This window comes from Sphingomonas phyllosphaerae (assembly GCF_036946485.1).
Classification (GTDB): domain Bacteria; phylum Pseudomonadota; class Alphaproteobacteria; order Sphingomonadales; family Sphingomonadaceae; genus Sphingomonas; species Sphingomonas phyllosphaerae_E.
Window position 1 is genome coordinate 1482585 of the sequence record NZ_JAQIJA010000005.1, and the last position, 20724, is coordinate 1503308.

A 20724-nucleotide genomic window follows, 5' to 3' on the forward strand; every position below is an offset into this window, starting at 1 on the left:
CGGCATAAGCGGCGACGCCGCTCAATACCGAGCCGGCGATCAGGAAAACGAATACCTTCTTCATGACGCGTCCCCTTGTCCTCAGCCCATCAGTTCGCGCACGTCGGCGAGCCGTCCGGTGACCGCCGCCGCCGCCGCCATTGCCGGCGACAACAAATGGGTGCGGGCGCCAGGTCCCTGACGTCCCACGAAATTCCTGTTGCTGGTTGACGCGCAGCGCTCGCCCGGCGGCACCTTGTCGGGATTCATCGCCAGACACATCGAGCAGCCCGGCTCGCGCCACTCGAACCCGGCCTCGGTGAAGATGCGGTCGAGCCCCTCGGCCTCGGCCTGCCGCTTGACCAGTCCCGAGCCGGGCACGACCATCGCGCGCACGCCGTCCGCGACATGCCGGCCGCTCGCCACCCCGGCGGCGGCGCGGAGATCCTCGATCCGGCTGTTGGTGCAGCTGCCGATGAAGACGTGCTGGACGGCGACGTCCTGCATCCGCATCCCCGGGGTCAGCCCCATGTAATCGAGCGACTTCTGCGCCGCCTCGCGTTTCGACGGATCGGCGAAGCTGTCGGGGGCGGGGACGAAGCCGGTGATCGGCACGACGTCTTCGGGGCTGGTGCCCCAGGTCAGCGACGGCGCGATGTCGGCGGCGTTCAGCACCACGCGCTTGTCGTAGCGCGCCCCCGCGTCGCTCGGCAGCGTCCGCCACCACGCGACCGCTTTGTCCCAGTCCGCGCCCTGCGGCGCGAGCGGCCGGCCCTTCAGATAGGCGAAGGTCGTCTCGTCGGGCGCGATCATCCCGGCGCGCGCGCCGCCCTCGATCGACATGTTGGCGATCGTCAGCCGCCCCTCGACCGACAGGTTGCGGATCACCTCGCCGGTGAACTCGATCACATGCCCGGTGCCGCCCGCCGCGCCGATCTTGCCGATGATCGCCAGCACGACATCCTTCGCGCTGACCCCGAAGCCGAGCGTACCGTCGACGCGCACTTCCATCGTCTTCGACGGCGACAGGATCAGCGTCTGGGTGGCCAGCACATGCTCGACCTCGCTGGTGCCGATCCCGAACGCGAGCGCGCCCAGCGCACCATGCGCCGAGGTATGGCTGTCGCCGCACACCATCGTCGTGCCCGGCAGCGTAAAGCCCTGTTCCGGCCCGACGACATGGACGATGCCCTGCTTGGCCGACAGCGCGTCGATATAAGGCACGCCGAACGCGGCGACGTTCTGGCGCAGCGCCGCAAGCTGCTCCGCGCCCTCGCGGTCAGCGATCGGCAACTCGTGCCCGTTCGCATCGACGCGCGGCGTCGTCGGCAGATTGTGATCGGGCACCGCGAGCGTCAGGTCGGGGCGCCGCACCCGTCGCCCGGCGGCGCGCAGCCCCTCGAACGCCTGCGGGCTGGTCACCTCATGGACGAGGTGCCGGTCGATATAGATCAGGCAGGAACCATCGTCGCGACGCTCGACCACGTGAGCGTCCCAAACCTTCTCGTACAATGTGCGGGGAGCGGAGGACATGATCCGCGGCTGTTAACCGAAAAGCATCGTCGATCCAAGTTCAGGCGTAACAAAATGGCGTGCGGAGGGCGGTCGCGTCGGCCACATCCGTCATTGCGAGCGTAGCGAAGCAATCCAGAGCCGGACCAGGACGCCCTGGATTGCTTCGCTACGCTCGCAATGACGACATGAAGAGCCGCCTTTCCAATTTCTTACGACGGCAGCGCTCGAAGATCCTCGGTCACGACGCCGACCGCCGCGACCTCCGCCTCATGCGAGTCCTCGCGGAACGTCTCCGCCAAAGCAGCATCTTCCCACGCGCGCATCGCCGGTTGCTCCAGCATCCTCGCGACCCACCCTGCGCCGGTCGCGCCAACGTCGATGCCATAGGTCCGTACCCGGAACACCACCGGTGCAAAGAACGCATCGACCGCGCCGAACCGATCCCCCGCAAGAAACGGCCCGCCGAACCGCGTCAGCCCCTCAGCCCATAACTCCGCCAGCCGCGTGACGTCGCGCGCGAGTCGCGGCGAGGTGGCGTGCGGTGTCACGCGCTGCGCGACCGTCATCGTCCGTTCGCCCCGCAGCGCGCCGAACCCGCCGTGCATCTCGGTCGCCGCGCACATCGCCCACGCCCGCGCGTCCGGGTCGGTCGGCCACACGCCGTCGTGCCGCTCGCCGAGATACAGCGCGATGCCGAGCGAATCCCACACGGTCCGCTCGCCATCGATCAGCACCGGCACCTGCCCGGTGGGCGAGAAAGCGCGGAACGCATCGTAATTGTCCATCGACGCGAACGGCTCGATGCGATCGTCAAACGGGATGCCGAGCACCGTCATCAGCACCCACGGCCGCAGCGACCAGCTCGAATAATTCCGGTTCGCGGTGATGAGCGTATAGGCCATCCGCGTCAGACCTCGTAACGCGCCGCCGTCTTCGCCGCGACCTCGTCCGCAGTCACGCCGGGCGCCAGCTCGACCAGCCGGAACGGCGAGTCGTGATCCGCGCGCTGGAACACCGCCAGATCGGTGACGATCATGTCCACGACGTTCTTGCCGGTCAGCGGCAGCGAACAGGCCGGCAGAAACTTCGGGCTGCCGTCCTTGGCGACATGCTCCATCACGACGATGATCTTCTTGACGCCCGCGACCAGATCCATCGCGCCGCCCATGCCCTTGATCATCTTGCCGGGGATCATCCAGTTGGCGATGTCGCCGCCCTCGGACACCTCCATCGCGCCCAGCACGGTCAGGTCGATATGCCCGCCGCGGATCATCGCGAAGCTCTGCTCGCTGCCGAAATAGGCCGAGGAGGGCAGCTCGCTGATCGTCTGCTTGCCGGCGTTGATCAGGTCGGGGTCGACCTCGTCGTCATAGGGGAACGGCCCGATCCCCAGCATCCCGTTCTCGGATTGCAGCGTGACCGTCATCCCCGCCGGGATGTTGTTCGCCACCAGCGTCGGGATGCCGATCCCGAGGTTGACGTAATAACCGTCTTTCAGTTCGCGCGCGGCGCGTGCCGCCATGCCGTTGCGATCCCAGCCCTTCGTTTCCTGCGACATCAGTTCAGGCTCCCGTCCTGGATGGTGGTGATCTCGGTCGCCTGCTCGCGCAATTGCGCGCTCAGCCCGGCGACGATCGCCTGCAACGCCTCGTCTTCGGTCATGCCATAAGTGCCGGCATAGGCGCGCGCGGCGTGGCGGATCGTGTCGGCCATCAGGTAACCGAACACCTCCGCATCGCCGAGCACGCGCGCGTCGATCCATACCGACGCCCCCGCACCATCGGTGATCCAGATCCGCGCGACCTCCGCCGACCGGTCGGTCAGCACGTCGCCATGCTCCAGCGAGATCGCGCCCTTGGGTTCGTCGGTCATGGCACGTCCTTCCAGCGTTTGTCGGCCGGGAAGGTCTCGTCCCAGCCGCTGCCGAGCCCGGTGCCGTAGACCGGGTTGGGCAGCACGAACCAGCCATTCCCCCAGCGCGCCTCGATCGGCGCGACCGCGGTCAGCATCCGCCGCCCGACCGCGGGGGCAGGGCCGGGCGGGTTGAACAGGTCCGCGAAGTCGCCGAGCTGGTCACCGGCCAGCGCGACGACGCAATATTTCGCCGCGATCGCCGCACGCCGCCCGTCCTTCCCCGACTTGCCGTCCGCGTCGCCCTTCAGGAACAGGGTCTCGCCATGCCGGAATTCGCCGAGCCCGGCGTTCGCCAGCGCCTGCGCGGTCGCCTCGGCATTGGTGATCGAGCGGTTGGTGTTGATGACCATCGTCACCCCCATCGCGCGCAGCGCGTGGAACGCCGCCACCGCGCCCGGCACCGCCGTCACGCGCGTCGCGCCGGCTTTCTCCCAACGCTCCCAGCGCTGCTGGTCGAAGCCGCGCGCGGTTTGCGCATCGTCATATTCATAGCCGAGGTTGAGCACCGCGGTCTCGTCCATGTCGAGCACCACCGCCGGCGGCAGCGTCCCGCACGGCACCGTCTCGGCACTCGCCGCGGTCGCGCCCGGCGCGAGCACCACCGACGCCGGCCAGCGCGGCAGCGTCCCCGCGGCGCGCTGCGACGGCAGCCGCCCGCGCCGGTCGCGCGCCGCGGTCAACACCTCGCGGACATAGCGGACCATGCCGTTATACGCCTGTTCCGACAGCGCCGCCGCCTCGCCCGAGCCGTAGAGCCACGCCATCGCCGGCGGCACCCCCGGCGGCGCGGGCGCGTCGACCGCCAGCGGCGACAGGGTCGGCCGCCCGAGCAGCACCTGCCGCTGCGCCGCGCATCCGCCGAGCGTCGCGGCGAGCGCCAGCAGGACGCCCGCGCGCTTCACGCCGCTTGCACGCGCGGGCGGGTGGTGCGGAACTCGATCTTCTTCTCGTAGGGCGCGCCGACGATCATCCGCTTCACATAGATGCCGGGCAGATGGATGTGATCGGGGTCGAGCGTGCCGACCGGCACCACTTCCTCGACCTCGGCGACGCAGATCTTGCCCGCGGTCGCCATCGGCTGGTTGAAGTTGCGCGCGGTCTTGCGGAAGATCAGGTTGCCGCTCTCGTCGGCCTTCCAGCCCTTGATGATCGACAGATCGGCGCGGATGCCGCGCTCGAGGATATATTCCTCGCCGTCGAAGACCTTCACTTCCTTGCCCTCGGCCACCTGCGTGCCGACGCCGGTCTTGGTGTAGAAGCCGGGGATGCCCGCGCCGCCCGCGCGGCACCGCTCCGCCAGCGTGCCCTGCGGGCAGAATTCCACCTCCAGCTCACCGGCGAGGAATTGGCGCTCGAACTCCTTGTTCTCGCCGACATAGGAAGAGATCATCTTCTTCACCTGCCGCGTGCGCAGCAGCTTGCCGAGCCCTTCGCCATCGACCCCGGCGTTGTTGCTCGCGATCGTCAGGTCCTTGGTGCCGGCGTCGCGGATCGCGTCGATCAGCCGCTCGGGGATGCCGCACAGCCCGAACCCGCCCGCGCAGATCGTCATCCCGTCGAACAGCAGCCCGTCCAGCGCGGCGGCGGCATCGTCATACACCTTGTTGACCACGGCTTGCCCACTCCCGTCCGGCCCTTAGATCGCGCGCGTCCACGGTGCCCCGTGTCGCACACCCTCGCTCCTTAGCGTCGCGCTTGGCGAAGGCAACGGCCGCGCGCGCCGCGTCCGTCATCCCGGACTTGATCCGGGATCCCGCTTCTTCCGCCCGGCCGCCGGCAAAAGAGCGGGGCCCCGGATCAAGTCCGGGGCGACGAGGTGAGGAGCGACAAGGTGAAGGGCGTCAGGTCGAGAGCCGCGGGGCGACGGCGTGGAAGGGCTAGACCACAACCCCCTTGCGAGTCATTCGCTACACGATAGGCTGCGCTTCCATGACAAGCCTCAGAACCGGCGGCCGCATCCTGGTCGACCAGCTCGTCGCACAAGGCTGCGACCGCGTGTTCACCGTGCCGGGGGAGAGCTTCCTCGCGGTGCTCGACGCGCTTCACGACACGCCCGCGATCGACGTGGTGACGTGCCGGCAGGAGGGCGGGGCGGCGTTCATGGCCTGTGCCGACGGCACGCTGACGCACCGCCCCGGTGTCGCCTTCGTCACGCGCGGGCCGGGCGCGACCAACGCCGCGATCGGCGTCCATGTCGCGCATCAGGATTCGCAGCCGCTGATCCTGTTCATCGGCGACGTCGACCGCGGCACCCGCGACCGCGAGGCGTTTCAGGAGATCGACTTCGCGGCGATGTTCGCGCCCATGTGCAAATGGGCGGCGCGGATCGACGATGCGCGCCGCATCCCGGAATATGTCGCGCGCGCCTATGCCACCGCGGTCAGCGGCCGGCCCGGGCCGGTGGTGCTGGCGCTCCCCGAGGACATGCTGCTCGATACGGTGGAGGCGACCGACCGCGCGCGCGTCGATCGCGTGTCGCAGGACGTCGACGCCGACACGCTCGACCGGCTGCGCGACCTGCTCGCAACCGCCGAGCGCCCGCTCGCGATCGTCGGCGGGGCGGGGTGGGACACCGCCGCGGCGGCCGCCTTCGCCGATTGGGCGACGCGCGCCGGCGTGCCGGTCGCCGCCGCCTTCCGCCGGCAGGACGCGATCGCCAACGACTGCCCGGCCTATGCCGGCAATCTCGGCTATGGCCCGAACCCGGCGCTGGTCGCACGCGTCCGCGACGCCGACCTGCTGCTGGTCGTCGGCGCGCGGCTCGGCGAGGCGACCACCGACGGCTATGCGCTCGTCACCCCCCGATCACCCCGGCCAGCGGCTGGTGCACGTCCACCCCGACCCGCAGGAGCTGCACCGCGTCTATGCCACCGATCTCGCGATCTGCGCCGGCATGGCGGAATTCGCCGAGGCGCTGGTCCCGCTCGACGGCGGCGCGCACCCGCACGCCGCCGAGGCGCGCCGCGATTACGAGGCCTGGACGGTGCCGCAGCCGCGCGACGGCGTCGCGCTCGATCTCGGCCCGTGCGTCGCGGCGATGCGCGACGCGCTGCCCGCCGATACGATCATCTGCAACGGCGCGGGCAATTTCTCGGGCTGGTGGCATCGCTACTGGCGCTATGCCGCGCCGGGGACGCAGCTCGCGCCGACCGCGGGCGCGATGGGCTATGGCCTGCCCGCGGCGGTCGCCGCAGCGCTGCGCCGGCCGGGGCGCAGCGTCGTCGCGGTCGCGGGCGACGGCGACTTCCTGATGAACGGGCAGGAACTGGCGACCGCGGTCCAGCATGACGCCGATTTGCTCGTGATCGTCGTCGACAACGGCACCTATGGCACGATCCGGATGCACCAGGAGCGCGAATATCCCGACCGCCCCGCCGCGACCCGGCTCCACAACCCCGATTTCGCCGCGCTCGCCCGTGCCTATGGCGCGACCGCCGAGACGGTCGAGCGCACCGCCGACTTCGCGCCCGCGCTCGACCGGCTGCGCGGCGCGTCGGGCGTGCGGCTGCTCCACTGCCGCACCGACATCGAACAGATCACCCCCGCGACCACGCTGACCGCGATCAAGCAGCGCAAGCTGTAAGAATAATCCCGCTCGCCAGCTATTGACTACAACCGTAATCGATATGATTACAGCTGTAGTCAATAGGCGTGACGAGGGAGCGAGTCGTGGTCGAACGGATCAGCGATGCCGAACATGCGGTCATGGAGGTGCTGTGGGACGAAAGCCCGCTCACCGCGCAGGACGTGGCCGAACGGGTGGACCCGGAGCGGGGCTGGAGCGCCGCCACCGTCAAGACGCTGCTCGGGCGGCTGCTCGGCAAGGAGGCGGTCCGCCACGAGGTCGATGGCCGGCGCTATCTCTACAGCCCGGCGGTGCGCCGCGAAGATTATGTCGCGCGTGAATCCGACCGGCTGATCGACCGGCTGTTCGGCGGCCGGCTGACCCCGCTGGTCGCGCACCTCGCGGAGCGCGACGCGCTCAGCGATCAGGACATCAACGAGATCGAAGCCTTGCTCAAGGCGCTCAAGCAATGATCGGCTGGGCAATCGAGGCGATGCTGGCATCGGCGCTGCTGATGCTGGCCGTCATGGTCCTGCGCCGACCGGTCCGCAATGCGTTCGGGGCGCGCGTCGCCTATGCGCTGTGGGCGCTGCCCGCGCTGCGGATGGTGATGCCGCCGCTGCCAGAGGGCTGGCGCGGCGAGGCGCTGCCGGTGCTGCCGACGCCCGAGCCGATCGTGATCATGCTCGGCGATCCGGTCGCGACGCTGCCGGTCGAGACGACCCACACCGCGCTTGGCTGGCCGCCGGTCGCGCTGGGGCTGTGGCTGGGCGGGGCGGCGGTGCTGCTCGCGTGGCAGGCGATAGGCTACCTCCGCTTCCGCTATAACGTGCTGCGGCTCGGGATCGCGGTCGACCGCGTCGGTTCGATCACCGTCGTGCAGAGCGCCGCCACCGACGGCCCGCTCGCCTTTGGCGTCTTCGACCGCGTCGTCGCCTTCCCGCGCGATTTCGCCGCGCGCTTCGACCCCGAGGAACGCGCGCTCGCGCTCGAACACGAGCTGGGCCACCACGCACGCGGCGATCTGGTCGCCAACTGGGTCGCGCTGGCGGTGCTCGCGCTGCACTGGTTCAACCCGCTGGCGTGGGTCGCTTTCCGCAAGTTCCGCGCCGATCAGGAAATGGCCAATGACGCGCGCGTACTGGCGCGCACCGGCGGCGCGGCGCGCCACGCTTATGGCTGCGCGATCGTCAAGGCCGCGCATGGCCGCGCGGTATCGCCGGCCTGCCACCTCAACACCGTGAAGGATCTGAAGGGGAGACTGAAGATGCTCGGCAAGAAGAAGGCCACGCGCACGCAGACCGCGGCCGGCAGCATGGCGATCGTGGCGCTGGCGCTCGGCGGCCTCGCCTTCACCGCCTCGGGCACGCAGGCCGCCGAGCGCGTCCGCGCCGGGATGGAGGATGCGACCGGCATCGAGATCCCGGAGATCCCCGAAATGCCGGAAACGCCCGAAATGCCGGACGTGCCTGCGATGCCGGATGCCCTTCCCGTGCCGGGAACCCGTCACATCGTCGTCCAGAAGCACAAGGACCGCGACACGACCGTCACCGTAACGGCCGACGGCCGCACTACCACCTACACCGGCGCGGCGGCCGAGCGGTATCTGGCCGCCCATCCGGCACCGGTGCCCCCGGCACCGCCCGCGCCGCCAGCTCCGCCCGTGCCTGCCACCGGGCCGGTCCCGCCGATGCCACCGGTCCCGCCGGTGCCCGGCGACGCCGACATCGCCGAGCTGAACGCGCACGCCGCCGAACTGGGCCGCAACGCCGCCCGGCTGGCCTCGATCGACGCCGCCCGCCTGCAACGGCAGGCCGCGCAGCTCCAGCGTCACGCCGCGCGCGACTCGGCCCGGCTCCAGCGTCAGGCCGCGGCGATGGCGCGCGAGGCGGCGCGGATCGACACCGCGCAACTGCGCCGCGACGCGCTGGAGACGCAGCGCCAGGCGCTCCGCGCCGCGCTGACCGGGCTGGAGCAGGCCCGCGCCGGGCTGACCGCCAACCGCAACCTGACCGACGCGCAACGCGCCGAGGCGATGGCGGCGATCGACGGCCAGCTCGCCAAATTGCGCCGCCGCGTCGCCGACCGCGACTGACCCTCTCCCCCCCAACGTCATCCCGGCCTTGAGCCGGGATCCCGCTTCTTTTTCCGGCTGCCAAGAAGAAGCGGGGCCCCGGCTGAACGCCGGGGCGACAATGAGTGGGGGAACCGCCCAACCCTTGCACCGGTCGCCTTCTGCCGCCATGTGAAGCACAGATGGCAGACGACCTCCCCACCGGCGTGGCGATGACGCTGGAACCGTTGGTGACGCGCGTTCTCGCCCCCAATGCCTCGGCCTACACCTATACCGGCACGCAGACGCACCTCGTCGGCACCACCGACCTCGCGATCATCGACCCCGGCCCCGCCGACGACGCGCACCACGCCGCGCTGCTCCGCGCGATCGCCGGCCGCCCGGTCCGCGCGATCCTCATCACGCACCACCACCGCGACCATTCTCCCGCCGCGCGCCGCCTCGCCACCGAAACCGGTGCGCCGATCGTCGGCTGCGCGCCGCTGGTGGTGCGCGACGCAGGCGAGCAGGCCGACGCCGCCTTCGACGCCGACTACGCCCCCGATCGCGTGCTGACCGACGGCGAGCAGGTCGCCGGCGATGGCTGGACGCTCAGCGCGCTCGCGACTCCCGGCCACACCGCCAACCATCTCGCCTTCGCCCTCGCCGAAACCAACGCGCTCTTTTCGGGTGATCATGTGATGGGCTGGGCGACCAGCGTCGTCTCGCCCCCGGATGGCGACATGGGCGACTATCTGGCCAGCCTCGAAAAGCTGCTGCTGCGCGACGACCGCATCTATTATCCCGGCCATGGCGAGGCGGTCGAGCGCCCGCAGCGGTTGGTGCGCGGGATGCTCGGCCACCGCAAGCAGCGCGAGGGGCAGATCCTCCGCCTGTTGCGGGAAGGGCCGCAGCCGATCGCGGCGATGGTCGCGCGCATGTATGTCGGGCTCGACGCGCGGTTAATGGGCGCGGCGTCGCGCTCGGTGCTCGCGCATCTGCTCGATCTCGCACGGCGCGGGCTGGTGACGGAGGAGGGGGATCTATGGCGGAGCATCTGACCGGGCTCGGCAAGCTGCTGGTATCGCTGGCGATCGCCACCGCGATCCTCGTCGCGACCTTCGTCGGCTATCGCTATGTCACCGAGAAATACACCGTCGCCACCGACGACAGCGGCGTTGCGGTCGCACGCGTCGTCGCCGGGCGGTTGTACGGCAGCAACGAGCTGCGCGTCAGCCATCTCTCCGGCACCGTCCAGTCGACCGCCTCGGCGTCAAGGATGTGGGGCTGGCTGAAATACGTCCGCGTCATCAAGGCGCCGTATGACGTCGACTATTTTGTCCCGCTCGGCAGCCTGCGCCCGCGCGACTTCCGCTATGACGAGCGCCGCCGCCGCCTGCTGGTCGAGGTGCCCGACGTGACGGTGGGCGCGCCCAACATCGACGAGAGCCGCGTGACGGTCGACACCACCACCGGCGTCCTGCCCCCGCGCGGCGCGATGGCCGAGCTGCAGAAGAAGGTGTCCGCGAAAGCGACCGACGTCGTCGCCGCCAAGGCGCGCGAGCCCGAGAACATGCGCAAGGCGCGCGAGAACGCCCGCGCCGCGCTGGAGCGCCTGTTCGAGGGGACGCTGGAGGCGGCCAATCTGCCGGTCAACGTCGAGGTGCGCTTCGCCGGCGAACCGCGCCCCGACAATCGCGACCAATGGGACCTGACGCGCTCGCTGGAGGAAGTGCTCGGCAACGCGCGGTAGGGCTGGGCGGCACGACCGGCCACTTGCCTCAACCCGTCATCCCGGACTTGATCCGGGATCCCGCTTCTTCTTCGGTGGACGACGGCCGAGAAGCGGGGCCCCGGATCAAGTCCCGGGCGACGAACGAGACGACATATATCCTGATCTGCGCGCTCGTGATCTGTGAGCGGTGTTCGACGTATCGCTCCGCTCCCCCATCGTTCCGCTTGATTGCGCCCCGCACACGGGCCATCTGCGCGCACATGGAACAGCCGACGAACCTGACGGGCCTCGACCTGCGCGCCGAGATCGACCGCCTCCGCAAGGAGCGCAACGCCGTGATCCTCGCGCATTATTACCAAAAGCCCGAGATCCAGGACCTCGCGGATTTCGTCGGCGACAGCCTCGACCTCAGCCGCAAGGCGCAGGCGACCGATGCCGACGTCATCGCCTTCTGCGGCGTGCGCTTCATGGCCGAGACGGCCAAAATCCTCTCTCCGCAGAAAACCGTGATCCTCCCCGACATGGACGCCGGGTGCAGTCTCGAAGACAGCTGCCCGCCCGAGCAGTTCGCGGCGTTCCGCGCGCAGCACCCCGATGCGATCGCGCTCACCTATATCAATTGCTCGGCGGCGGTGAAGGCGCTGAGCGACGTGATTGTCACCTCGTCCTCGGCCGAGACGATCCTCGCCAAGATCCCGCCCGAGCAGAAGATCATCTTCGGCCCCGACCGCAACCTCGGGGGCTATCTCGCGCGCAAGACCGGACGCGACCTGATCCTGTGGCCGGGCGTGTGCATCGTCCACGAGGCGTTCAGCGAAACCGAATTGCTCAAGCTGCGCGCGCAGCACCCGAATGCGCCGATCGCCGCGCACCCGGAATGTCCGGCGGTGATCCTCGACCACGCCGATTACGTCGGCTCGACGCGCGGCATTCTCGACTATGCGATGGCCATGCCGGGCGACACGCTGATCGTCGCCACCGAGCCGCACATCATCCACCAAATGGAAAAGGCGCTGCCGGGCAAGACCTTCATCGGCGCGCCGGGCGCGGACGGCAACTGCAACTGCAACATTTGCCCGTATATGGCGCTCAATACGATGGAGAAGCTCTACGTCGCGCTGCGTGACCTGACCCCGCGCATCGAAATGGACGAGGGGCTGCGCGTGCAGGCCAAGAAGAGCCTCGACGCGATGCTGGAAATGGCGAGCACCACGATCGGGCAAGGCGACCTCGGCCGCGCAAAGGTAACCGGCGACTGACCACGCGCCGTCGCCCCTGCGCAGGCAGGGGCCCATGTCTGTCTCGTGCCGCGCAACGCCGACCCGACAACCGGCGCGCCTGTGTCGACCCGCCCACCCGGACGACCCAGCCATAGGCCCCTGCCTCCGCAGGGGCGACGGCGTGAGGGCTAAGGTCTCCCGCCCCAACCCCGTCATCCCGGGCTCGACCCGGGATCCCGCTTTTTCCCTGCGCAACCGCGACAAACCGCATACCTCGCCGCAAACATCGACAAGGCTTTCCAAACCCCGGCAGCCAAGATTGACGCACCTTGTCAGTGCGTTTCGAACTGCACCCCGCCACCTCGGCTTCCGCTCTGCGCAACCATCGCCAACATCCGTGCCCCGCTTCCTATCCCCGACGCGCGCCGCTACGTTGGTCACCGATGAAACGTCTGATCCCGCTCGCGCTCGCCCCGATCGTCCTCGCCGCCGCCCCCGCCGCCGATCCGTACCTCTGGCTGGAGGACATCGAGGGCGCCCGCGCGCTCCAGCAGGTCAAGGCATGGAACGCCGAAACCGAGGCGCAACTCACCAAAAGCCTGCGCTACGAACAGGATCGCGCCCGTGCCAAGGCGATCCTCGACGACGAGGCGCAGATCGCCGACGCCGATGCGGTGCTCGGCAACCGCGTCACAAACCTCTGGCGCGACGCGAAAAATCCGCGCGGCCTGTGGCGCATCACGACGCTCGCCGACTATCAATCCGGCAAGCCGAAATGGCGCACGCTGATCGACGTCGACGCGCTCGGCAAGGCGGAGGGCAAGAGCTGGGTCTGGCACGGCGCGACCTGCCTCGAACCCGATTACGCACGTTGCCTCGTCCGGCTCAGCCCCGGCGGCACCGACGCGCAAGTCGTCCGTGAATTCGACCTGACCACCGGCCGCTTCGTCGACGACGGCTTCACGCTGCCCGAGGCAAAGAGCGACGTGGCCTGGGTGAACCGCGACACCTTGCTGGTCGCGACCGACTGGGGCGCAGGGTCGCTCACCACCTCCGGCTATCCGCGCATCGCAAAATTATGGAAGCGCGGCACGCCTTTAGCGGCAGCGACTACCGTCCACGAGTCTCCCGCGAGTGCGGTGCAGGTCGGCGCGGCGGCGTTCGTCGACGCCACGCGGCGCTGGCCGATGATCAGCGTCGGCCACACCTTCTTCGAGCGCGAGCTGCTGGTGCAGGGGGCCGATGGCGGGTTCATCCCGCTCGGGCTCCCGAAGGGCGCAGATGTCACCGACGTGATCGGCGGGCGCGTCATCGCGAAATTGAACAAGCCCGCGGAGGGCTTCCCGGCCGGTGCGCTGGTCGCCTGGTCGCTCCCCGACATCGTCGCCGGTCGCCGCCCCCAGGGCGAGCTGGTGATGGCGCCGGGCGCGACGCAGGCGATCGAGGAAGTTTCCGCCAGCGACAACGTCTTGTGGGTCAAATTGCTCGACGACGTGTCGGGCCGGCTGGTCGCGCTGCGCCGGCAGCCGGACGGGCGCTGGACGCCGACGCCGGTCGCGCTGCCCGGCAACAGCACGCTCCACCTCGGCGCGACCACCGGCAAGACCGACGAGGCGTTCGTAACGGTGGAGGGGATGCTCACCCCGCCGACGCTCTATGCTGTGCGGGTCGACGCGGCACCGCGCGCGGTGCAGGCGCTCCCGGCGCGGTTCGACGCGACGAAATACCAAGTGGTGCAGCGCTTTGCGACCTCGCGGGACGGGACGCGCGTGCCCTATTTCCTCGTCACCAAGAAGGGCGCGACCGCTCCGGCTCCGGCGCTGATCCATGCTTATGGCGGGTTCCGCAACGCGCAGACGCCCACGTACCTCACCGAACAGCCGTATCGCGCCGGGCCGCTTGCGCTGTTCTGGGTCGAGCAGGGCGGGGCCTATGTGCTCGCCAACCTGCGCGGCGGCGGCGAATACGGGCCGCGCTGGCATCAGGCCGGGCTGCGCGAGAAGCGCCAGAACGTGTTCGACGACCTCCATGCGGTCGGCGACGATCTGGTCCGCACCGGGGTGTCGACCAAAGGAAAGATCGCGATTTCAGGGCGTTCGAACGGCGGATTGCTGGTCGGGGTGGCGATGCAGCAGCGGCCGGACCTGTATGGCGCGGTGATCGCGGGGTCGCCGCTGGAGGATATGCAGCGTTATTCGCATCTATCCGCGGGGGCGTCGTGGATCGACGAATATGGCGATCCCGACAAGCCCGCCGACTGGGCGTTCATCCGCCGCTACTCACCCTATCAGAACGTCAGGGCCGGCGTCCGCTATCCGCCTGTGTTCTTTTATCTTTCGACCAAGGATGACCGGGTGCACCCCGGCCATGCGCGCAAGCTGGCGGCGTTGCTCAAGCAGAACGGGAACACCGTTTACTTCCATGAATATCTGGAGGGCGGCCATTCAGTCGGCGCCGACCACGCCGAGGATGCGCGGCGTGCGGCGCTGCTGGATGCGTTCCTGGGACGCGAGCTGATGCAGAAATAGCCTAGACGGTGCGCTCGTCGGCGAGCGTACAGGCGGTGCCGGTCTCGATCTGTACCGTCGTATGGCCGATCCCGAAGCGTTCGTGCAGCATCGCCTGCACGTCCGCGAGGAAAGGATCGCCCGGATGCCCGGTCGGGATCCGCAGATGCGCGGTCAGGCTCGGTTCGGTGGTCGACATCGGCCAGATGTGGAGGTCGTGCACCGCCTCGACGCCGGGCAGCGCGGCGAGCGCCTGCTTGACCCGGTCATAGTCGATCCCGCGCGGCACCGCCGACAGCGACATCTCCACCGTCTCGCGCAGCAGCCCCCACGTCTGCCAGAAGATCACCACCGCGATGACGAGGCTGACGAGCGGGTCGATCCACCCCGCGCCGGTCAGCCAGATCGCCACCCCCGCGGCGACCACGCCCGCCGAGACCAGCGCGTCGGCGAGCATGTGGAGATAGGCGCCGCGGACGTTGACGTCGCCCTTGCGCCCGCGCGCGAACAGCCAGGCGGTGACCGCGTTGACGACGATCCCGATCGCGGCGATCCCCGAGACGGTCAGGCCCGGCACGGCGGGTGCGGTGCCGAAGCGCTGCACCGCTTCGAGCGCGATCGCACCGATTGCGACCAGCAGCAGTAGTGCGTTGGCCAGCGCGGCGAGGATCGTCGATCCCTTCAGCCCGTAGGTGAAGCGCTTGGACGGGGCCGTCCGCGCCAAAGCCGCGCCGCCCCACGCCACCGCCAGCCCGAGCACGTCGGACAGGTTGTGCCCGGCATCGGCGAGCAGCGCGACCGAGTCGAACAGCCAGCCTGCGACGCCCTCCGCGACGACATAGACGAGGTTTAGCGCGATCCCGATCGCGAAGACATTGTCCCAGCGCTCGGGCGGGGTGGCATGTGCGTGGGAATGGCCGTGATCGTGGTCATGCCCGTGATCGTGGCCGTGGTGGTGATGGTGGTGCCCGTGACCCATGCGCGGCCTCTACCATCAGGTCGGGGCGGGTAACAGCACTAGAGCCGATCGACATGCACCGCGCTCCCCCCTCCTTCGTCATCCCGGACCCTTCGACAAGCTCAGGAGAGCCTTGATCCGGGATCCCGCTTTTGCTGCGGCTGCCGAGGAAGCGGGGCCCCGGATCAAGTCCGGGGCGACGAAGGAAGGAGGCTGACGATCAATCAATTGGCCGGTCAGCCATGAGATACTGAATGTCGATCGACCCTAGGTGACGTATGTCGGCGAAGGTCGGGGGACGGTCGCGAGGCGCAAGTGATATGCGTTGCGCCTCAACGGATAGGCTTTCCCAACTGGGCCCCGGCCTTCGCCGGGGTGACCGGTGTGCTTCGGGACACCTGCTGCCCCTCATCGTCATTGCGAGCGTAGCGAAGCAATCCAGGGCGTCCTGATCCGGCTCTGGATTGCTTCGCTGCGCTCGCAATGACGGATCTAGTTGACGCTGCCATCGCTAGAACAAGCGGGGCCTCGGGTCAGGTCGGGGGCGGCGACCGGAGCTAGCGCCGCGTGCCGAACCAGATGACGTGGGTCGCGCCCTTGCCGTTCTCGCGCGCACGGACCTTGACCTCGTCGACCGCGAAGCCGCTGTCGGCGAAGCGGCGCGCGAAGCGCGGGTCGGGCGCGGCCGACCAGACCGCCAGCACGCCGCCCGGCCGCAGGGCGGCACGCGCCACGGCCAGCCCGCGCGGGCCGTAAAGGCCATCGTTGGCGGGGCGGGTCAGTCCGTCGGGGCCGTTGTCGACGTCGAGCAGGATCGCGTCATAGCGCCCGCTGCCGGCTGCGATCGCCGCGCCGACATCGCCCATCTGAAGCGTGACGCGCGGATCGTCGAGGCAGCCGTCGGTCAGCGCCGCCATCGGCCCGCGCGCCCATTCGATGATGCCGGGGACCAGCTCGGCAACCGTGACCTGCGCCGCCGCACCCAGCCGGGCGAGCACTGCGCGGAGCGTGAAGCCCATGCCATAGCCGCCGATCAGCAGGTGCGGGGCGGGACGGTCGGCCAGCCGGTCGCACGTCATCGTGCCGAGCGCGACTTCCGAGCCGCTCATCCGCGTGCTCATCAGTTCGTTGCGCTCGAGCACGATCATGAAGTCGGCACCGCGACGGAACAGCCGCAACGGCGGCCCGTCCGGCACATCCGCCACCCCGAGCAGTTCGGGGCGGATCACTTCTTCTGGCGGGCCTTGCGCGCGGCGTAGCGGGCATCGCGCGCCGCTTTGAGTTCGGCGGCGGTCGGCAGCACCGGCGGGCGCTTGGCGGCAGCAGCAGCCTCTGCGGCGGCAGCGGCTTCGGCGGCGGCCTGCGCGCGCGCCTCTTCCTTGGCGGCCTTTTCGGCGGCGATCGCGGCCTTGCGCTGCTCGCGCTTCTCGGCCTCCGCCGCTTCCTTGGCCTCGCGCGCGGCGAGACGGGCGGCGACCTCTGCAGGATCGGGGGCGGCCTTGTTCTTCAACGCCTCGAGCGCGCGTGCCTTGGCGTCGCGGGCGGCGGCGGCGCGCTGGTTGAAGTCCGGGGCCTTGTAACCTGCCATGCTGCGAAATTCTCCTTGGGGACGATAACGCCGAAACCGGCGAAAAGCACAACGGCCCCGCATCGCTGCGGAGCCGTCGGGAAAGCCGATGAAGCGAAAGGCTACACCAGCCGCATCCGACTATACGAGCCGGGCGGCATGTGCGCAACCGCTTTATCCCGCGCTGTCCACCGCCCGCCGCCCGAGCGCGGGATCGTCGGTGAAGAACGAGTCGACGCCGAGCGCGATGTAGCGGCGCATTTCGGCCACGGATCCGGCGTCATGGCGCGCATCCGGCCCGGCGTTGCTGCGGAAGTCGGCGGCGAGGAAGCGGTTCTCGGGCCGGAAGGTCCAGGGGCAGACCTCCAGCCCGGCGGCGTGCGCGTCGGCGACCAGCGTCGTCGGCGTGCCGAGCCGTCCGTCGGCGGCGAGCGGGATCAGCATCCGCGTGTTCGGCGCGACGATGTCCGCATATCGGGCCATCTCGCGCAGCCCGGCGGGCGACACCATCGTGCGATAGTCGAGCGCACCGCCGGCCTTCATCACGTCGGCCGGCTTTTGCGCCGGATCGCCGATCAGCTGGACGAGCCGGAGGTTGCCGCCCTTCGGCCGCTTGCCGCGGACATACCGCAGGTTCGCGACCTCGAACGACTGCAACTGCACCGGCGCTCGGCGGGTATAGGCATGCGCGGCGAGCACTGCGAGGAAGCGGTCCTCGACGGGCAGGCCGATCCCGGCGAAATAGGTCGAGTGCTTCAACTCGGGCACCAGCCCGATCGTCCGCCCGCGCGCCGCCGCCTCGGCCGCGGCGAAGTCGATGACCTCGTCGAGGGAGACGATCTGGAACTGGCCGTCATAGCTGCGGCTTTCGGGGCGCACCGCGCCGAGCCGTTCCTTCGCGCGCAACGTCTTCAGTTCGGCGAGCGTGAAATCCTCGGTAAACCAGCCGGTCTGTTGCTCGCCGTCGATCGTCTTCGTCGTGCGGCGCGATGCGAATTCGGGATGATCGGCGACATCGGTCGTCTCGACGATGTTGTTCTCGTGCCGGGCGACCAGCACGCCGTCCTTCGTCGGGACCAGATCGGGCTCGATGAAGTCCGCGCCGTCCGCGATCGCCTTGGCATAGGCGCCGAGCGTATGTTCGGGGCGCGATGCCGAGGCGCCGCGGTGCGCGAACACCAGCGGCTTCTTGGCGGGCGACGCCGCGCCGGCGGTGGTGGCCACCCCCAGCGCGATCGCGGAGCCGAGCGCGGCGCGGCGCGTCATCACGCTCAGAAGCCTGCGCTGAGCGTGACGAACGCCTGACGCGGCGCGAGCGGGAAGAAATTGTACGTCCCCGATGCCGCGCCGACGCTGATCGTCGAATAGGCCTTCTTGTCGGTGATGTTGGTGACGTTGAGGCTGACGTTCAGCTTCTTCGCCAGCCCCTCGCCCGACAGCGGCATGTCGAAGCCGATCCGGCCCGACAGGGTGAAATAGCCCGGCACCTTCAGATCGTTCGTGAACGTGGCATAGCGACGACCGATATAGTCGCCGATCAATTGCAGCTCCACCCCGTCGCCGCTGAGCGTCGCCACGGTCTTGTTGAGCCAGTCGGGCGAGCCGGGGACCTTCTTGCCGGCGGTCGGCACGACGGTCTGCGCGGCGCCGACGGTGTAGTTATCGGCGTAGCGCGAGTTGTTGTACGACAGCGCATTGTAGAGCGAGAAACGGTCGCCGAAGCGCAAGGTCGCCGCCGCGTCGACGCCGTCGGTCTTCACGCTGCCGACGTTGGCGATGATCGGTGCGCCGCTGATGATCGCGGTGATCGTCGTGGTCGGGCTGATCGCGAGCAGCCGGTTCGAGAAGTCGACGTGATAGTAACTGATCTGGCCCTCGAACCCGGTCAGCGGCCCGAGATCGAGCGCGCGGCGGGTGCGGAGGCCGGCTTCGTAGGTCCAGCTCGTCTCCGGCTTGGTATTGTCCTTGAAGAATTCGAACAGCGTCTGGCTGCCGAGCGCGAACGGCGAGAGGCCGGCGGCGGCGCTGGTCTGGAACTGGCGAATGTTCTTCTGCGCGTTGACGAACAGCTGTTCGTGATCGGTCGCGTCCCACAGCACGCCGACCTGCGGCAGGAACCATTCGTCGGTGTTGATCCGCCCGACCGGCAGCTCGCGCGAGCCGGTGAACGAGCCGGGGATCGGCTGCACCGGCACGCGCTGGCGCGCATGCTGGAAGGTGCTCTTGAACCCGGCCTGAAGCGTCAGCGTGGGGAGGATCTTCCATGCGTCCTGGATGTGCGCCTGGATCTCGGTGACGCGGATCTCGCTGCCATATTGCGTGATGAGCGGGTTCGCGAGATCGAGCGGGCGCTCATAGGGCGAGGACGGATTGTTGACGTCGAGCGCATACCAGCGGCGATAGGCGGCCGAGCTTTGATGCTCGTACCAGCCGCCCAGCTCGATGGTGTGGTTGCCGAGTTCGGCGCGCAGCGTCGAGATGCCGCCGACGCGGTCGATGCGATATTCGGTGGTGCGCGTCGCGAGGCCGGAGCCGCCGAAGATCGTCGACAGCCGTGCGAGGTTCGCGGTCGAGGTTGGGCTGCTGCCCGCGACGCCGGGATAATAGAAGGAGAAGAGCTGCGGCAGCCCGGCGACGGTGATCGGGCCGGCGACGATCCCGACACCGTCATTGTGGTGGAAATACGCCTGGTTGGAGAAGGTCACGCGATCGGTGACGTTCCAGTCGTATTTGAGATAGCCGAGATAGTCGGTGCGGAGCGCGGCGCTGTAGTAATTGCTGTAGTTCGCGCCCGACGCCGCATAGCTGGCGGCGTTGTTGTACGGCAGCTGGTTGGCGAGATACGCCTGCATGCCCGCGAAGTTCGGGTAAAGGAACGGGCGGATGTACGGCTGGTACGTCTGCGTCGCGGAGACGACGGTCGCGTCCTCGTTGGGCTCGGCCTTGTCGGAATAGGCGAAATAGGCGGTCAGCTTGCCGATCGCGTCGTCGTGGACGAGCTTGGCATTGCCCTGCCAGCCCTTCTGATAGCCCTCGAAGTCCCAGGCGCGCGCGCGCTGGCGCACGCCCGAGATGTAGAAGCGGGTGTTCTGGCCGATGTCGCCGCTGTCGAGGCGGACGTAGCTGCGCGTCGCCTCGTAGCTGCCGACGGTCTGCGCCGCGGTGATGCCGAACGTCGGCTTGGGATCGCTGGTGAAGGTGTCGATCGTGCCGCCGAGGTTGCTGGTCGAGGCGGTGCCGAGATCGCCCGCGCCCGAGGCGAGGACGACGCGCCCGACATTCTCCGAGATCGTCGCGCGTTGCGGACTGAGGCCGTTGTAATTGCCGTATTGCTGGTCGCCGAGCGGGACGCCGTCGAGCGTATAGCCGAGCTGCTGCGCGTTGAAGCCGTGGACGAACAGCGAGATGTTCTGCTCGTTGTTGCCCCACGGATCGGCGGTCAGATAGGTGACGCCGGGCAATGTCTGGAGCGCCTTGAGCGGGCTGATGCCGGGCAGCACCTTCTGGATTTCGACGTTGGTGATCTGCGCCACCGCGCGCGTGGCGGTGCCGGTGACGATGATGTCGTCGCCCGTCTGCTCGGCCGTGGCGTCGTCGGTGGGGGCGGGGGTGGTTGCGCCGCTTTGCGCAGCGGCCGGCAGCGAGAGGACGAGCGCGAGCGGAGCGACGCCCGCCGTCAGGAGAGAACGCATCTGTTTATACTTTCGTGAA

At 69.1% G+C, this 20724-nt stretch carries 17 protein-coding genes and 1 pseudogene; 7 read left to right on the plus strand and 11 right to left on the minus strand.

Annotated elements, in window-relative coordinates; genetic code table 11:
• Positions 1-81: 81 nt before the first annotated feature.
• The 6 genes from leuC to PGN16_RS15675 form a co-directional block, all read right to left on the minus strand.
• Positions 82-1512 (minus strand): 3-isopropylmalate dehydratase large subunit, encoded by a 1431-nt coding sequence (gene leuC, locus PGN16_RS15650; RefSeq protein WP_335310278.1) that lies wholly within the window; start codon positions 1510-1512, stop codon positions 82-84.
• 191 nt (positions 1513-1703) lie between these two features.
• Positions 1704-2396 carry a glutathione S-transferase family protein gene (locus PGN16_RS15655; protein WP_335310279.1) on the minus strand — a complete coding sequence of 231 codons (693 nt, stop codon included), beginning with the start codon at positions 2394-2396 and terminating at the stop codon, positions 1704-1706.
• Between the two features lie 5 nt (positions 2397-2401).
• The gene (locus tag PGN16_RS15660; protein WP_335310280.1) at positions 2402-3052 is read right to left on the minus strand and encodes a 3-oxoacid CoA-transferase subunit B; all 651 of its coding nucleotides are present in this window, start codon (positions 3050-3052) and stop codon (positions 2402-2404) included.
• Positions 3052-3366, minus strand: a complete 315-nt coding sequence (locus PGN16_RS15665; RefSeq protein ID WP_335310281.1) for a DUF5076 domain-containing protein — start codon at positions 3364-3366, stop codon at positions 3052-3054. The genes PGN16_RS15660 and PGN16_RS15665 overlap by 1 nt, the downstream gene beginning before the upstream one ends.
• Positions 3363-4310 carry a 5'-nucleotidase, lipoprotein e(P4) family gene (locus PGN16_RS15670; RefSeq protein WP_335310282.1) on the minus strand — a complete coding sequence of 316 codons (948 nt, stop codon included), beginning with the start codon at positions 4308-4310 and terminating at the stop codon, positions 3363-3365. The genes PGN16_RS15665 and PGN16_RS15670 overlap by 4 nt, the downstream gene beginning before the upstream one ends.
• Positions 4307-5020 (minus strand): CoA transferase subunit A, encoded by a 714-nt coding sequence (locus tag PGN16_RS15675; protein ID WP_335310283.1) that lies wholly within the window; start codon positions 5018-5020, stop codon positions 4307-4309. The genes PGN16_RS15670 and PGN16_RS15675 overlap by 4 nt, the downstream gene beginning before the upstream one ends.
• Before the next feature lie 317 nt (positions 5021-5337).
• Between PGN16_RS15675 and PGN16_RS15680 the strand changes: the two are divergent.
• The 7 genes and pseudogenes from PGN16_RS15680 (at position 5338) to PGN16_RS15710 (ending at position 14509) form a co-directional block, all read left to right on the plus strand.
• Positions 5338-6991 (plus strand): annotated as a pseudogene (locus tag PGN16_RS15680) (thiamine pyrophosphate-binding protein).
• Between the two features lie 86 nt (positions 6992-7077).
• Positions 7078-7446 (plus strand): BlaI/MecI/CopY family transcriptional regulator, encoded by a 369-nt coding sequence (locus PGN16_RS15685; RefSeq protein ID WP_028966870.1) that lies wholly within the window; start codon positions 7078-7080, stop codon positions 7444-7446.
• Positions 7443-9068, plus strand: a complete 1626-nt coding sequence (locus PGN16_RS15690) for a M56 family metallopeptidase (RefSeq protein ID WP_335310284.1) — start codon at positions 7443-7445, stop codon at positions 9066-9068. The genes PGN16_RS15685 and PGN16_RS15690 overlap by 4 nt, the downstream gene beginning before the upstream one ends.
• Positions 9069-9229: 161 nt before the next feature.
• Positions 9230-10087: an MBL fold metallo-hydrolase gene (locus PGN16_RS15695; RefSeq protein WP_335310285.1), complete on the plus strand. Its 858-nt coding sequence runs from the start codon at positions 9230-9232 to the stop codon at positions 10085-10087.
• The gene (locus PGN16_RS15700) at positions 10072-10779 is read left to right on the plus strand and encodes a DUF4230 domain-containing protein (protein WP_335310286.1); all 708 of its coding nucleotides are present in this window, start codon (positions 10072-10074) and stop codon (positions 10777-10779) included. Before PGN16_RS15695 ends, PGN16_RS15700 begins: the two co-directional genes overlap by 16 nt.
• 242 nt (positions 10780-11021) lie before the next feature.
• Complete coding sequence (gene nadA, locus PGN16_RS15705) at positions 11022-12020, plus strand: quinolinate synthase NadA (protein ID WP_335310287.1); 999 nt, start codon at positions 11022-11024, stop codon at positions 12018-12020.
• A gap of 404 nt (positions 12021-12424) precedes the next feature.
• Positions 12425-14509, plus strand: a complete 2085-nt coding sequence (locus tag PGN16_RS15710; RefSeq protein WP_335310288.1) for a prolyl oligopeptidase family serine peptidase — start codon at positions 12425-12427, stop codon at positions 14507-14509.
• A gap of 1 nt (position 14510) precedes the next feature.
• Here the strand turns inward: PGN16_RS15710 and PGN16_RS15715 are convergent, their stop codons facing one another.
• The 5 genes from PGN16_RS15715 to PGN16_RS15735 form a co-directional block, all read right to left on the minus strand.
• On the minus strand, positions 14511-15467 hold the full coding sequence (locus tag PGN16_RS15715; protein WP_335310289.1) for a cation diffusion facilitator family transporter: 957 nt from the start codon (positions 15465-15467) through the stop codon (positions 14511-14513).
• Between the two features lie 536 nt (positions 15468-16003).
• The gene (locus tag PGN16_RS15720; protein WP_335310290.1) at positions 16004-16675 is read right to left on the minus strand and encodes a spermidine synthase; all 672 of its coding nucleotides are present in this window, start codon (positions 16673-16675) and stop codon (positions 16004-16006) included.
• Positions 16672-17034 carry a DUF6481 family protein gene (locus PGN16_RS15725; RefSeq protein ID WP_335310291.1) on the minus strand — a complete coding sequence of 121 codons (363 nt, stop codon included), beginning with the start codon at positions 17032-17034 and terminating at the stop codon, positions 16672-16674. The genes PGN16_RS15720 and PGN16_RS15725 overlap by 4 nt, the downstream gene beginning before the upstream one ends.
• Positions 17035-17187: 153 nt before the next feature.
• Positions 17188-18279 carry a glycerophosphodiester phosphodiesterase gene (locus PGN16_RS15730; protein WP_335310292.1) on the minus strand — a complete coding sequence of 364 codons (1092 nt, stop codon included), beginning with the start codon at positions 18277-18279 and terminating at the stop codon, positions 17188-17190.
• 5 nt (positions 18280-18284) lie between these two features.
• Positions 18285-20705, minus strand: a complete 2421-nt coding sequence (locus PGN16_RS15735) for a TonB-dependent receptor (RefSeq protein WP_335310293.1) — start codon at positions 20703-20705, stop codon at positions 18285-18287.
• Between the last annotated feature and the right edge of the window lie 19 nt (positions 20706-20724).